The sequence below is a fragment of the Oceanobacillus sp. FSL K6-2867 genome (assembly GCF_037963145.1).
Taxonomy (GTDB): Bacteria; Bacillota; Bacilli; order Bacillales; family Amphibacillaceae; genus Oceanobacillus.
The window spans coordinates 1,363,096-1,377,523 of sequence record NZ_CP150144.1 but is presented as its reverse complement, the minus strand read 5'-3'; the positions used below and the strand labels follow the sequence as shown (position 1 = coordinate 1,377,523).

Genomic DNA, 14,428 nt, shown 5'->3' with positions numbered 1-14,428 from the left:
GTACGCTTATTTACTGTAACTTAGTTAAGTGAATAAGGGCGCACGGTGGATGCCTTGGCACTAGGAGCCGATGAAGGACGGGACTAACACCGATATGCCTCGGGGAGTTGTAAGTAAACTTTGATCCGGGGATTTCCGAATGGGGGAACCCACTGTTCGTAATGGAACAGTACATGCATCTGAATACATAGGGTGCATGAGGTAGACCCGGGGAACTGAAACATCTCAGTACCCGGAGGAAGAGAAAGAAAAATCGATTTCCTGAGTAGCGGCGAGCGAAACGGAAAGAGCCCAAACCAGAAAGCTTGCTTTCTGGGGTTGTAGGACATTCCATTGGAGTTACCAAGGAATTCTTTAAACGAATCGACCTGGAACGGTCAGCCAAAGAAGGTAAGAGCCCTGTAATTGAAAAAGAATTCTCTCCGGAGTGTATCCTGAGTACGGCGGAACACGTGAAATTCCGTCGGAATCCGGGAGGACCATCTCCCAAGGCTAAATACTCCCTAGTGACCGATAGTGAACCAGTACCGTGAGGGAAAGGTGAAAAGCACCCCGGGAGGGGAGTGAAATAGAACCTGAAACCGTGTGCCTACAAGTAGTCGAAGCCCGTTAATGGGTAACGGCGTACCTTTTGTAGAATGGACCGGCGAGTTACGATCGTATGCAAGGTTAAGTGGAAGACACGGAGCCGCAGCGAAAGCGAGTCTGAATAGGGCGAATGAGTATGCGGTCGTAGACCCGAAACCGTGTGATCTACCCATGTCCAGGGTGAAGGTCAGGTAACACTGACTGGAGGCCCGAACCCACGTATGTTGAAAAATGCGGGGATGAGGTGTGGGTAGGGGTGAAATGCCAATCGAACACGGAGATAGCTGGTTCTCTCCGAAATAGCTTTAGGGCTAGCCTCAAGAAATAGAGTACTGGAGGTAGAGCACTGATTGGACTAGGGGCCCTCACCGGGTTACCGAATTCAGTCAAACTCCGAATGCCAGTTACTTTTACTTGGGAGTCAGACTATGGGTGATAAGGTTCATAGTCGAAAGGGAAACAGCCCAGACCGCCAGCTAAGGTCCCAAAGTATACGTTAAGTGGAAAAGGATGTGGAGTTGCCCAGACAACCAGGATGTTGGCTTAGAAGCAGCCATCATTTAAAGAGTGCGTAATAGCTCACTGGTCGAGTGACTCTGCGCCGAAAATGTACCGGGGCTAAACGTATCACCGAAGCTGCGGATTGTTCTTACGAACAATGGTAGGAGAGCGTTCTAAGTGCTGTGAAGTCAGACCGTGAGGACTGGTGGAGCGCTTAGAAGTGAGAATGCCGGTATGAGTAGCGAAAAAAGAGTGAGAATCTCTTTCACCGAATGCCTAAGGTTTCCTGAGGAAGGCTCGTCCTCTCAGGGTTAGTCGGGACCTAAGCCGAGGCCGAAAGGCGTAGGCGATGGACAACAGGTAGATATTCCTGTACCACCTCATGATTGTTTGAGCGATGGGGGGACGCAGAAGGATAAGGAATGCGCACTGATGGATAGGTGCGCCCAAGCAGTGAGAAAGTCAGATAGGCAAATCCGTCTGGCAATTTCAAGCTGTGATGGGGAGGGAAACTCTAGTACCGAAGTTCCTGATTTCACACTGCCAAGAAAAGCCTCTAGTTAGATCATAGGTGCCCGTACCGCAAACCGACACAGGTAGGCGAGGAGAGAATCCTAAGGTGAGCGGGAGAACTCTCGTTAAGGAACTCGGCAAAATGACCCCGTAACTTCGGGAGAAGGGGTGCTCCTTTATGGAGGAGCCGCAGTGAATAGGCCCAAGCGACTGTTTAGCAAAAACACAGGTCTCTGCGAAGCCGAAAGGCGAAGTATAGGGGCTGACACCTGCCCGGTGCTGGAAGGTTAAGGGGAAGGGTTAGGGCTTTTAGCCCGAAGCTTTGAACCGAAGCCCCAGTAAACGGCGGCCGTAACTATAACGGTCCTAAGGTAGCGAAATTCCTTGTCGGGTAAGTTCCGACCCGCACGAAAGGTGCAACGACTTGGGCACTGTCTCAACGAGAGACCCGGTGAAATTATACTATGCGTGAAGATGCGCATTACCCGCGACAGGACGGAAAGACCCCGTGGAGCTTTACTGTAGCCTGATATTGAATGTCTGTGCAGCTTGTACAGGATAGGTGGGAGCCTTGGACTCGTGAGCGCTAGCTTACGGTGAGGCATCCGTGGGATACCACCCTGGCTGTATGGACATTCTAACCCAGGACCGTGATCCGGTTCGGAGACAGTGTCAGGCGGGCAGTTTGACTGGGGCGGTCGCCTCCCAAAAGGTAACGGAGGCGCCCAAAGGTTCCCTCAGAATGGTTGGAAATCATTCGAAGAGTGTAAAGGCAGAAGGGAGCTTGACTGCGAGACCTACAAGTCGAGCAGGGACGAAAGTCGGGCTTAGTGATCCGGTGGTTCCGCATGGAAGGGCCATCGCTCAACGGATAAAAGCTACCCCGGGGATAACAGGCTTATCTCCCCCAAGAGTTCACATCGACGGGGAGGTTTGGCACCTCGATGTCGGCTCATCGCATCCTGGGGCTGTAGTCGGTCCCAAGGGTTGGGCTGTTCGCCCATTAAAGCGGTACGCGAGCTGGGTTCAGAACGTCGTGAGACAGTTCGGTCCCTATCCGTCGTGGGCGTTGGAAGTTTGAGAGGAGCTGTCCTTAGTACGAGAGGACCGGGATGGACACACCGCTGGTGTACCAGTTGTTCCGCCAGGAGCATTGCTGGGTAGCTACGTGTGGAAAGGATAAGTGCTGAAAGCATCTAAGCATGAAGCCCCCCTCAAGATGAGACTTCCCATCACTTCGAGTGAGTAAGATCCCTCAGAGACGATGAGGTTGATAGGTTCGGTGTGGAAGCGTGGCGACACGTGGAGCTTACGGATACTAATCGATCGAGGACTTAACTAACTTCTTTATTTGATGTCTGGTTTACTCTTATTTAGTTTTTAAGGTATAAATTAAAAAAGACCTTGCATTTCTATTTCGAAATGCATATAATAAAACTTGTCCTTATTTTTTAGGATTGTCTGGTAGCAATAGCGAGGAGGCCACACCTGTTCCCATACCGAACACAGAAGTTAAGCTCTTCAGCGCCGATGGTAGTTGGGACTTTGTCCCTGCAAGAGTAGGACGCCGCCAGGCAGACAATTATATTCACTTTCATATAATAGAAAGTGTATCATATCGCGGGGTGGAGCAGTCTGGTAGCTCGTTGGGCTCATAACCCAAAGGTCGTAGGTTCAAATCCTGCCCCCGCAACCAAAATTAATTAACTCATTTTAGCTTATAATAAGTTGAACCTAGAAGTACTGGATTAATGTACACATTAGACTTTCAACATATATGTTTGGTCCGGTAGTTCAGTTGGTTAGAATGCCTGCCTGTCACGCAGGAGGTCGCGGGTTCGAGTCCCGTCCGGACCGCCATTTACAAATTATATAAATTTATTGCACACATGATTCCAGAAAATGAATCATGTTTTTTTAATTTCTGGCAGTTATTTAACAATACTATAAGTTATCTCTCGAGAAGCTCAATTACAATATATAAATCTTCCCTATTATCCACAATAGTTATCCTTTTTCTATCTTAATTAAGTTTGAAGACAAACTGTTTTCAAATATGGGATACCCTAATAAAATGAGAAGAAATTAAGTTTCTTTACATAGGAATCTCTCTCTTTAAATTTTGTAAGGAATTAAGGTGGAGTAGTTCAAATCTTTTTGCTATCATAGTTATAGTTGATAAAAGAATGGTGATAGATATGGACGAATTCTCTTTTATAGATTCAATAAAGCAACATACGTATAAGCAATCATCCTTAATTAAAGGAATTGGTGATGATGCAGCTGTTTTTAGTTCATTATCACAAAATATTGTTTCTGCTGTAGATACATTTGTCGAGGGTGTACATTTTTCAAAAGAGACAATGTCACTTTTTCATGCAGGCTATCGTGCGCTTGCTGCAAACATCAGTGACTTGGCAGCAATGGGAGCTGCACCTGCCTTTTACCTTGTATCAATTGTAATTCCAAAAGGCTGGGCGCAGGAAGAACTATTACAAATTTTTAATGGAATGCGTCACATAGCGCAAAATTACAACATGGATCTAATAGGTGGAGATACGGTATCTGGCAAGGAACTTTGTATTTCCATTACAGTAATAGGTTTTACGATGAAAGATAAGGCTCGATATCGAAATACAGCACAGTCAGGTGATATTGTTTTTGTAACTGGAACATTAGGTGATTCAGGAGCAGGGCTACATATTTTAACCCATTCTGATAATTATAAGGAAGCTTCCTATTATATAAATAGACATAGAATGCCAACTCCTCGTGTTTCTTTTGCAGCCAGTTTAGATCACTTAGTTCGCGTAACTTTAAATGATATTAGTGATGGAATAGCGAGTGAGGCAAATGAAATTGCCGAGGCATCAAAAGCTACCCTTCTATTGAATGAACCCGAGATTCCAACAAGGGACTCATTTATTCAGTTTCCATTGAAAATGCAAGAAAAATGGAAGCTGTTTGGTGGAGAAGATTTTGAACTGTTAGGTACTATACCTGCAAAAGAGTGGAAAGAGGTTCAGCGAATTGGAGAATTGACGAATACAAGGGTTACTAAAATCGGTAAGGTTGCGGAAACTGGCCAGTACGGCAAGGTTATTTTAAAGCAGCAAGATAAGTCTATCCTATTAGAAAAAAAGGGTTATACACATTTAAAGTAGGTGAGTAAATGGGACAAATTCAGACAAATACAGTAGAAGAGACACAGCTAATTGCAGAAAAGCTTGCAGCATTGCTCGGTCCTGGAGATGTTATAACATTGGAAGGTGAATTGGGCGCTGGTAAAACAACCTTCACAAAAGGATTGGCGAAAGGACTTGGGATTAAGCGTAATATCAGCAGTCCTACATTTACGATTATAAAAGAATATGAGGGAGTACTTCCTTTATATCATATGGATGTATACCGACTTGAACATTCTGATGAAGATATTGGATTTGAAGAATATTTTCATGGTGATGGAATAACAGTTGTTGAGTGGGCCCAATTCATTGAGGAGTTTTTGCCAAACGAGCGTTTAGCAATTAGAATTGGCTATATAGATGAGGACAAAAGAATACTTGAATTTACACCTTCAAGTGCGCATTTTGAAGAGATTATGAATGAATTGATAAGTTAGGAGTTACGGGAATGAATATACTTGCAATAGATACTTCCAATCAAGTTCTTGGTGTATCCTTACTAAAGGACGATCAGATTATTGGAGAAATGACGACGAATCTTTCTAAAAACCATTCGGTTCGTTTAATGCCAGCGATAGAGAAGTTAATAAAGGAAGTATCGTTGAAGCCGGAGGACTTAGGTAAAATTGTTGTTGCAAAAGGGCCCGGATCCTATACTGGTGTCCGAATTGGAGTCTCGACAGCGAAAACAATGGCATGGGCTCTAAACATACCTATAGTAGGTGTTTCAAGCTTAGAGGTTCTTTCCTATCAAGGAAGGTTCTTTGATGGAGTAATCTGTCCTTTTTTTGATGCTAGACGTGGATTAGTGTTTACCGGCTTATACCAATGGAAAAATAATCAGTTAGAGCTGGTTTCTGAAGAAAAAAATTTATTAATGGAAAATGTTCTTCATACATTACAGGAACAAAAGACAGACGTTCTTTTTTTAAGTCCAGATATTGCCGTTTATAAAGAAATGATTAAACAGACATTAGGTGAAAGAGCAATTATTCCAGAGGGACCATACCATATTCCGCAGGCAGGACATTTAGGGCTTGCAGGTTTAACAAAGAATTCAGAACCAGCACATACATTAACACCTAATTATTTACGTTTAGCAGAAGCAGAAGCGAATTGGTTAAAGGCACAGAAGGAAAATGAAAACCATGGCTAAATGTGTGATACGGAAAATGGAGGTCTCTGATGTAGATCAAGTAATGGAGGTAGAGCGTGCGTCTTTTACAACACCATGGACAACAGATATATTCTACCAGGAGCTCCTTGATAACAAACATGCACATTATTTTGTTTTACAATTAAATGGTGAGGTTATCGGTTATATTGGAACATGGATTGTTATCGATGATGCGCAAATTACGAACATCGCTATTATGCCTCAATTTAGAGGGCATAAGCTTGGAGAGAAGCTTTTTGGATATACCATCCAATATGCATTGCAATTAGGTGTAGAACGTTTATCATTAGAAGTAAGGCAATCCAATATTCCAGCTCAACGTCTATATCGGAAGTTTGGACTTGTGCCAGGTGGGATACGAAAAAATTACTATACAGATAATCAAGAAGATGCTATCGTTATGTGGGTGAATTTAAAATGAAAAAAGATACAATTATACTTGGAATCGAAACAAGCTGTGATGAAACAGCAGTAGCGATTGTAAGAAATGGTACAGAAATAATGACAAATGTAGTCGCCTCACAAATTGAGAGTCATAAGCGATTTGGCGGAGTCGTTCCTGAAATTGCTTCAAGACATCATGTAGAGCAAATGACAGTCGTTCTGGAAGAAGCATTTGAAAATACCGATATAACCTGGGACAATATTGATGCAATTGCTGTTACAGAAGGACCAGGGCTTGTAGGTGCATTACTAGTTGGTGTAAATTCAGCGAAGGCACTGTCCTTTGCAAAACAAAAGCCGTTAGTTGGTGTTCATCATATTGCTGGACATATTTATGCAAATCGATTGGAAAAGGATTTTGAGTTTCCATTATTAGCATTGATTGTTTCTGGGGGGCACACAGAGCTTGTCTTGATGCGAGAGCATGGATCCTATGAATTAATTGGAGAGACCCGAGACGATGCGGCAGGTGAAGCCTATGACAAAGTAGCACGCATGCTTAATTTGCCATATCCAGGTGGACCGCATATCGACCAATTAGCTGCAATTGGGGAGGAGACAATTGACTTTCCAAGAGCGTGGTTAGAAGAAGGAAGCTACGATTTTAGTTTTAGCGGATTGAAATCTGCAGTTATAAATAAAATTCATAATGCCAAGCAGCGTGGCGAAACGTTGAAAAATGAAGATATTGCTGCAAGCTTTCAGGCTAGTATTGTTGAAGTGCTGACAACAAAGACATTGAGAGCTGCTAAAGAGTATAATGTTAACCAGGTAATTGTTGCTGGTGGTGTCGCTGCAAATAAAGGATTGAGAAAAGAGCTGGAAGTCGCTTTTTCCGAAACAGATATCCCACTACTCATTCCTGATATTAAATTATGTACAGATAATGCTGCAATGATAGCTGCTGCAGGAACGATTGCTTTTGAACAAGGAAGACGTTCTGGACTTGACTTAAATGCAAATGCATCGCTGTTATTGAAATAAACACAGGTTATTCACATGGTTGTGGATAATTTAGTGTATTAGCACTAAAAACTTACAGTTTAATTGTGGAGAAGACTGTTAATAAAAAAGTGATGTTTTTGTGGATAATGTGTATAACTTTGTTAATAACCTTGTTTTGAGCTTTTATCTCTTGTTTATCATGTGGATAACTTAGAGATATCTAAAGGTTTGAAATAAGCGGGGAAGAAATTTGGTGATGCTATAATGAATAAAAAGCAATCGTATTATATGCAAACGGATATAGTCACTTTATTTGTTCTGTTCGTATGTGTCAGTTTACTTTCTGTATACAATGCACAGCAACTAGAGCAATATGAAGGTGAAAACTTTGTGCTGAAGCAGATTGTTTGGTTTACGATTGGAGTATGTATCGTTGCTGCAATTCAGTTTCTTGATTTGGAACAGCTGCAGAAAGCGAGTATTTATATATATGGAATTAGCATATTCGTACTTATTTTGCTGTTAATAAGTCCTGATTCAATTGCTCGAACGATAAATGGGGCAAAAAGCTGGTTTACATTACCAGGATTATCGCTTCAGCCGGCAGAATTTACGAAAGTAACAACCATCCTTTTTCTATCTGCGGTGATTAGTAAGCATAAGTCTAAATATGAAGCAAGCACCTTAAAAAGTGATACCTTCTTATTAGCGAAAATCTTATTATTCACAGGTATTCCAGTCGGATTAATTTTACTGCAGCCTGACTTTGGAACAGCGATGGTTTACTTATTTATCTCTGGTATGTTAATTATATTATCAGGAATCAACTGGAAAATTATTATGAGTTTAATAGTTATTATCTCTGCTGCAGGAGCAGCTGTTATTGGGTTTATTATTAAATTTCCTGCATTAGCACAGGAGTTAATTGGGATTAAGCCGTATCAAGTAGACCGTATTCTTACGTGGTTTGATCCATCTCAGCAGTCTAGTGATGCAACCTTTCACTTTGATCGTGCTTACATGGCTTTAGGATCTGGACAATTATTTGGAAAAGGCATGGGAAGCTTAGAGGTGAATTATCCGGAAGCACATACCGATTTTATCTTTTCGGTAATCGGGGAGAGCTTCGGTTTCATTGGAAGTGCGCTTGTTATATTTTTGTATTTTATGCTGCTCTATAAATTAGTTACACTAGGATTGAGTATTTATAAGCACTCTCCGTTTGGAACGTTTTTCTGCTATGGCTTCTTAAGTCTGTTATTGATTCACGTATTTCAAAATATCGGAATGACGCTTGGAATTATGCCGATAACTGGTATCCCACTACTGCTTGTTAGTTATGGAGGGAGCTCGGTTATGTCGACGATGCTTGGTTTAGGGGTAATCTATCGTGTTGCAGTGGAATATAGTATTCAAAATGATTATTTATTTAAATAATCTTGAGCACTCGCTTAAAAGGCAAAAAAGCAGTATCGCTATAACGATACTGCTTTTTTTACTGTTAGCTCTCTTCATCTATTTTTTCGTCCATATCTTCTTCATGAATCGTTGCAATTACCTTCTTAATACGATTATCTGCAACCTCCGTTACTTCAAAGACAATATTTTTATATGAGATAACAGGTTTTTCTTTGATTGATGGAATATAGCCAATCTCTCCAATCAGAAATCCGTTTAGCGTATCAAATTCCTCGGTAGGTAGATCTACTAGGAGAAACTTCTCTAATAAATATAAATGGGTAATTCCGTCAATCATGTACTTATTCGATTCAATCTGCTTAATTTCCTGCTCTGGTGCGGCTGCATCACTCTCACTAAGAATATCTCCGACAATTTCTTCAATTATATCCTCTATCGTAATTAGACCTTCAGTTCCCCCATATTCATCCAATACGATAGCAATATGGGAGTTACTTTTTTGCATCTCTGCAAAAAGCGTATCTACCCGATGCGTCTCTAAAACAAAATGAGGCTTTCGAATAATCTCGCTTAAATGAAATGATTTTTCCGTCGTCATAAAGTGAAACAAATCTTTAACATGAAGGATACCAACAATTCGGTCAATATCTTCTTCATAGACAGGGAATCGCGTGTATCTTTTTTCATTTATGAGCTCAATAGTCTCTTGCAAGCTTGCATCAATTGGAAGGGCAGACATATCTGTTCGGTGTGTAATAATGTCTGAAACCTGGCGATCATTAAACTCAAAGACATTATGAATCATAACCTTTTCTGCCTTTTGAATTGTTCCTGTATCACCCCCAATATCAACCATCATGCGAATTTCTTCCTCTGTCGCTTCATCGCTTGTTGCATTCGGATCAACACCAAAAATACGTACAACGGTGTTTGTAGAGAATGTGAGTAATTTTACCACAGGGTAGTTAATCCTTAATAGCCAGGTAATTGGTTTTGCAGCGAAATTTGAAATGGCTTCAGATTTTTGCAGTGCAAGCTGCTTCGGAACGAGTTCTCCGAATACAAGCGTAAAATAGGAGAGAATAATGGTTATAACAACCACTGATATTGTTTGCAAAACAGGGAGGGCTACTGGAACTCCCAATTCATATAAGGTTTGAGCTAATGGACCTGCAAAGAAATCGGCAGCAAATGCGCTGGCTAGGAATCCTGCAAGGGTAATTCCAATTTGAATCGTACTTAAAAAGCGGCTGGGCTCGGCAATTAGGTTATACAGCATGTAAGCCTTTTTGTCGCCTTCATCTGCTTTTCGTTTTACTTTATTGCTATTTAATCCAATTAATGCGATTTCAGTCGCAGCAAAAAATGCATTTAGAAAAATAAGCACAATGAGTGTAACGATAGCAATCGTCAATTTGTGTAACCTCCAACTAAATTTAAATTATGAAGCCATCATTAAATATTTGATTCCCAACAATGTTTGATTTTACACTCGAAACACTCCATAACATTCATAAAATGATACAAAATAGGCAGCTGTTTAGCTGCCTATTTTTAATTATAATGGACTATATTTCAACGTTCAACTATTCTCCTCCTGAAGCATAGTCCATTCCTCCATAAGTTGTTCAACCTCTTGCTTTATTTTGCTCACAGTTACAGTAAGTTCCAATGACTTCTCATGATCTTGATATACCTCTGGTTTGGTCATTTCTTCTTCAAACTGTGAAATTTCCAGTTCCTTATGTTCAATCATTTCTTCCAGTTCTGTAATCCTACGCTGGATTTTCCGTTTTTCACTTTGTAATTGCTTGCCTTCTTTATAGCTGAGCTTCTTTGTCTCTGATGTGACAGTTGCCTTCTTTTCCTGTTGCAGTCTTTCAATTTCTGCTTCTTCTTCTTTCTTTTCCAAATAATAATCATAGTCACCAAGATATATCGTAATCCCATCGCGCTGCATTTCAGCAACCTGATCAGCTATTTTATTAATAAAATAGCGGTCATGTGACACGAAAAGTATCGTTCCAGGAAAATCAATTAATGCTGCTTCCAGCACTTCTTTACTATCAATATCCAAATGGTTTGTAGGCTCATCCATAATAAGGAAATTTGCTTGCTGCATTTTAAGCTTAGCAAGGGCAAGTCTTGCTTTCTCACCACCACTTAATGTGTGAACCGGTTTCAGTACATCATCACCGGAAAAAAGGAAGTTTCCCAAGACCGTGCGGATATCTTTTTCATTTATGGCAGGATAATCATCCCATAATTCCTGGAGAATTGTTTTAGTGGAATTAAGATCAGCCTGCTCCTGGTCATAGTAGCCAATTTGCACATTCGTACCAAGCTGGATGTTTCCTTTTTCAGTTTGCAGTCTACCTAAGATGGCCTTAAGTAATGTAGTTTTCCCTACACCATTCGGACCAACAAGTGCGATACGGTCACCGCGATTTATATCCAGTCGTATGTTGGAAAAAATAGGGTTCACTTCTTTTTCATAACGTAAGCTAAGCTCTTCAACTTTTAATACATCATTTCCACTTCTACGATTAATTTGAAAGGAGAAGGAAGCGGATGACTCATCACCTAGTGGCCGATCAAGGCGCTCTATTTTTTCAAGCTGCTTCCGCCTGCTTTGTGCTCGTTTTGTAGTCGAAGCACGTACAATATTCCGCTGGATAAAGTCTTCCATTTTTTTAATTTCAGTTTGCTGCTTTTCAAATTCCTTTAATTCCTGTTCATAATTCAGCGCTTTTTGCTCCAAGTACTTGCTGTATGTCCCATGGTATTTTCGCGTTTTATGTCGTGATATTTCATACACGATGGAAACTGTTTTATCAAGAAAGTACCGATCGTGTGAAACGATGACAATGGCGCCAGGATAATTAACGAGATAGTTTTCCAACCATGACAATGTATCAATATCCAGATGGTTGGTCGGCTCATCGAGAATAAGCAGCTGTGGTTTTTGAAGCAGTAATTTTCCTAGGGCAAGACGTGTTTTTTGTCCACCACTAAGTTCTGCAATTGGTGTACCATAATCAAAGGACTCAAAATTTAACCCACTAAGTACAGCCCTAATGTCTGATTCATACGTATAGCCTCCATTAGTCTGATATGCCAGCTGAAGCTTGTCGTATTCTTTAAGTACTTTGTCATATTCTTCCCCAGTTAATTCGTTGGCTTTCTCCATTTCCTTTTCCAAGGTTCGAAGCTGTTTTTCCAAAGATTTTAAATGGGAGAACACATCCAGCATCTCATCCCAAATGGTTTTTCCTGACTCTAACGTCATATGCTGAGATAAATAACCGAATGTAAGATCCTTCGGTTGGAAAAATTCCCCTTCATCATACGATAATTCTTGTGCCATAATTTTAAGTAATGTTGACTTACCTGCACCATTTCTGCCAACAATAGCAATACGATCTTTATCTTTAATTTCTATTTTAATATTTGATAAAATCTCTTCCGCACCGAAGGATTTTGAAATTCCGTTTAATTGCATTAATATCATTTTTTCACCCCACCATTTACAGTGTATATGATAGTTATTTGACGAAGCAACTGAATTGTGAAAAATATCACGACTTATTTGACGTTTTCTGTTAAAATAGAGGAAAGAACTTATTATATACAACTATTGGATTGAAAAGAGGAAGATTGATGGATCAGAACAAAATTCCACAAGCTACTGCCAAGCGGCTGCCTTTATATTATCGTTTTCTTAACAACTTAAATCAGCAGGGGAAGAAGCGAGTATCCTCAAAGGAGCTGAGTGATGCAGTAAAAGTGGATTCTGCAACAATTCGAAGAGACTTTTCTTACTTTGGCGCATTGGGAAAAAAGGGATACGGCTATAATGTAGAGTATTTATTAGGGTTTTTCCGAAGTACCCTGGACCAGCATGAGGTTACAGAGGTTGCTTTAATTGGTGTGGGAAACTTAGGTACAGCCTTCCTCCATTATAACTTTATGAAGAACAATAATATCCGGATTACCACAGCATTTGATGCAGATATAGATAAGGTTGGCACGGATATTGGAGGGGTTCCTGTTTATCATATTAATGATTTAGAGGAAAAGTTAGATGATATTAAAGTCGTTATCTTAACCGTTCCAGCAATTGAAGCACAGGTGATAACCGATAAGCTGGTGGAAAAGGGGATTTCAGGGATTCTTAACTTTACCCCTGCCAGGATTACCGTACCGAAGCATATTCGGGTGCACCATATTGATCTTGCAGTTGAATTACAGGCCCTGGTTTATTTCCTTAAGCATTACTCGTTAGATAACCCAGAATAAATTATTCATTGTGAAATTCTATTTTATTACAAGGCTATTGAATTTAGGTCAAAAGCCTTGTTTTTTTATGGCAAGATTTGGATGTGCTTATATCTGTTAAATACAATAAACTATGTGCATCAGGTCCATAAAAATGCTGTTTTATACAGCGGTTGGAAACAAGCTGATAAATAATTACTAGATAAATCGAACTATTATTTTTCTGAAAATTATTGGTCCTTAAGACATCTATCTATTTACTGATTATTGCGTTAATCTGTATTGGGAATATACGAAGATAGAGGAGGAATTTATTCGTGGGTATGAAAAAGGTTTTAGGTATTATGTTTGTATTATTTATTAGTTTATTTATTGCTGCATGTTCGAACGACAGTGATAATGCGAATCAAAAGACCGACGATGCTGAAGCAAGTAAAGAAGTGAATGATGCAGAGGAAAATGAGAAAGATGAGGCTGAAGCATCAGAAGAAGAAAAAGCTGTTCCAGAGGATGAAGAATTATTTGCAGTTCTTGAAGCAAACCTGGAAGCATTAACAGAAAATGATCTGGAAGCATATATGGACACCGTACATAGTGAATCTCCGTTATATGACACAACACGTACGACAATTGAGCAATTATCGGTATATACTTTAGATATGGAATTATTTGATTTAGTGGTGGAGGAAAAGTCAGAAGAGGAAGCAACAATCTCATATAAACAGACTACAATGAAGGTCGATGGTCCTGACTTTGCGAACAATGAGACACATGGGGTTCATGTTTTGCGTCCGGATGATGGCACTTGGAAAATTTATAGTTCAGAAGAACCGAGTGAGATAATTATGCTTGATGAGAATGGGGAAGTTATCGAGGAGACGGCTGATGATATAGCAGCAGAAGGTGTTTACATCGACACAATTACGAGCTTAGAAATTCCGTTTGATGAAGGAAAATGGGAGCTTGAAAACTATGAGGAAGCAGAAGGTGAAGCAACTGCTGAATTTCTTTTAGTTGATGAGGATCAAACGAATTTTACAGAGCTGTTTACGATTCATTATTATCCAGATGGTGATGAGTTGTTAGGTGTTGAAGGTTTTATCGAGATGATGGAAGTGAATTTAACAGAAATGACTACAGGTGAGCTTGAATTTAATTCTGCAGAAGAAGGTTTTTTTGACTTTTCATTAACGGAAGATGATATTCAGCTCGATCAGGAAGAAGTAGCAAGAGTATTTGCTAAAGATAATGATTTATATGTTATCCGCTATACTACGTTTGAAAAAATAATTGAGAATAAGGATGAATGGACAGATAAATTAAAGTCTATTCAATAATAAGAAAGAAGGCTGTTTTAAAAGAGAAACAGCCTTCTTTT

The 14,428-nt window shown here is 40.2% G+C and carries 10 protein-coding genes, 2 tRNA genes and 2 rRNA genes; 12 read left to right on the top strand and 2 right to left on the bottom strand.

Annotated elements, in window-relative coordinates; genetic code table 11:
- Positions 1 to 22: 22 nt before the first annotated feature.
- The 10 genes from NSQ77_RS06705 (at position 23) to NSQ77_RS06660 (ending at position 8,790) form a co-directional block, all read left to right on the top strand.
- Positions 23 to 2,944, top strand: a 23S ribosomal RNA gene (locus NSQ77_RS06705).
- A gap of 118 nt (positions 2,945 to 3,062) precedes the next feature.
- Positions 3,063 to 3,178 (top strand): 5S ribosomal RNA (gene rrf, locus NSQ77_RS06700).
- 43 nt (positions 3,179 to 3,221) lie between these two features.
- Positions 3,222 to 3,298: transfer RNA gene (locus NSQ77_RS06695), tRNA-Met, on the top strand.
- 87 nt (positions 3,299 to 3,385) lie between these two features.
- Positions 3,386 to 3,462, top strand: a tRNA-Asp gene (locus NSQ77_RS06690).
- A 338-nt stretch (positions 3,463 to 3,800) separates the two neighbouring features.
- A complete protein-coding gene (gene thiL, locus NSQ77_RS06685) occupies positions 3,801 to 4,766 on the top strand; it encodes a thiamine-phosphate kinase (RefSeq protein WP_339229783.1) in 966 nt (321 codons plus the stop codon).
- An 8-nt stretch (positions 4,767 to 4,774) separates the two neighbouring features.
- Positions 4,775 to 5,224 (top strand): tRNA (adenosine(37)-N6)-threonylcarbamoyltransferase complex ATPase subunit type 1 TsaE, encoded by a 450-nt coding sequence (gene tsaE, locus NSQ77_RS06680; RefSeq protein ID WP_339229781.1) that lies wholly within the window; start codon positions 4,775 to 4,777, stop codon positions 5,222 to 5,224.
- A gap of 11 nt (positions 5,225 to 5,235) precedes the next feature.
- Positions 5,236 to 5,943 (top strand): tRNA (adenosine(37)-N6)-threonylcarbamoyltransferase complex dimerization subunit type 1 TsaB, encoded by a 708-nt coding sequence (gene tsaB / locus NSQ77_RS06675; RefSeq protein ID WP_339229780.1) that lies wholly within the window; start codon positions 5,236 to 5,238, stop codon positions 5,941 to 5,943.
- Positions 5,927 to 6,385: a ribosomal protein S18-alanine N-acetyltransferase gene (gene rimI / locus NSQ77_RS06670; RefSeq protein WP_339229778.1), complete on the top strand. Its 459-nt coding sequence runs from the start codon at positions 5,927 to 5,929 to the stop codon at positions 6,383 to 6,385. The genes tsaB and rimI overlap by 17 nt, the downstream gene beginning before the upstream one ends.
- Positions 6,382 to 7,392, top strand: coding sequence for a tRNA (adenosine(37)-N6)-threonylcarbamoyltransferase complex transferase subunit TsaD (tsaD, locus tag NSQ77_RS06665; protein ID WP_339229776.1), 1,011 nt, complete (start codon positions 6,382 to 6,384; stop codon positions 7,390 to 7,392). Before rimI ends, tsaD begins: the two co-directional genes overlap by 4 nt.
- 225 nt (positions 7,393 to 7,617) lie before the next feature.
- Complete coding sequence (locus NSQ77_RS06660; RefSeq protein ID WP_339229774.1) at positions 7,618 to 8,790, top strand: FtsW/RodA/SpoVE family cell cycle protein; 1,173 nt, start codon at positions 7,618 to 7,620, stop codon at positions 8,788 to 8,790.
- 64 nt (positions 8,791 to 8,854) lie between these two features.
- Here the strand turns inward: NSQ77_RS06660 and NSQ77_RS06655 are convergent, their stop codons facing one another.
- Entirely contained in the window at positions 8,855 to 10,186 is a 1,332-nt protein-coding gene (locus NSQ77_RS06655) for a hemolysin family protein (RefSeq protein ID WP_339229772.1), read from the bottom strand.
- Between the two features lie 168 nt (positions 10,187 to 10,354).
- Positions 10,355 to 12,283, bottom strand: coding sequence for an ABC-F family ATP-binding cassette domain-containing protein (locus NSQ77_RS06650; RefSeq protein WP_339229771.1), 1,929 nt, complete (start codon positions 12,281 to 12,283; stop codon positions 10,355 to 10,357).
- Positions 12,284 to 12,432: 149 nt separating this feature from the next.
- On the opposite strand from NSQ77_RS06650, the gene NSQ77_RS06645 reads away from it, so the two are divergent.
- Entirely contained in the window at positions 12,433 to 13,071 is a 639-nt protein-coding gene (locus NSQ77_RS06645) for a redox-sensing transcriptional repressor Rex (RefSeq protein ID WP_339229769.1), read from the top strand.
- Positions 13,072 to 13,367: 296 nt separating this feature from the next.
- Positions 13,368 to 14,387: a hypothetical protein gene (locus NSQ77_RS06640; RefSeq protein ID WP_339229767.1), complete on the top strand. Its 1,020-nt coding sequence runs from the start codon at positions 13,368 to 13,370 to the stop codon at positions 14,385 to 14,387.
- Positions 14,388 to 14,428 lie beyond the last annotated feature (41 nt).

Bases quoted from the DNA above. Each gene is read 5' to 3' on its own strand.
- rimI (WP_339229778.1), top strand. From the start codon at position 5,927: ATGAAAACCATGGCTAAATGTGTGATACGGAAAATGGAGGTCTCTGAT.
- tsaB (WP_339229780.1), top strand. From the start codon at position 5,236: ATGAATATACTTGCAATAGATACTTCCAATCAAGTTCTTGGTGTATCC.
- NSQ77_RS06660 (WP_339229774.1), top strand. From the start codon at position 7,618: ATGAATAAAAAGCAATCGTATTATATGCAAACGGATATAGTCACTTTA.
- tsaD (WP_339229776.1), top strand. From the start codon at position 6,382: ATGAAAAAAGATACAATTATACTTGGAATCGAAACAAGCTGTGATGAA.
- thiL (WP_339229783.1), top strand. From the start codon at position 3,801: ATGGACGAATTCTCTTTTATAGATTCAATAAAGCAACATACGTATAAG.
- NSQ77_RS06650 (WP_339229771.1), bottom strand. From the start codon at position 12,283: ATGATATTAATGCAATTAAACGGAATTTCAAAATCCTTCGGTGCGGAA.
- NSQ77_RS06645 (WP_339229769.1), top strand. From the start codon at position 12,433: ATGGATCAGAACAAAATTCCACAAGCTACTGCCAAGCGGCTGCCTTTA.
- tsaE (WP_339229781.1), top strand. From the start codon at position 4,775: ATGGGACAAATTCAGACAAATACAGTAGAAGAGACACAGCTAATTGCA.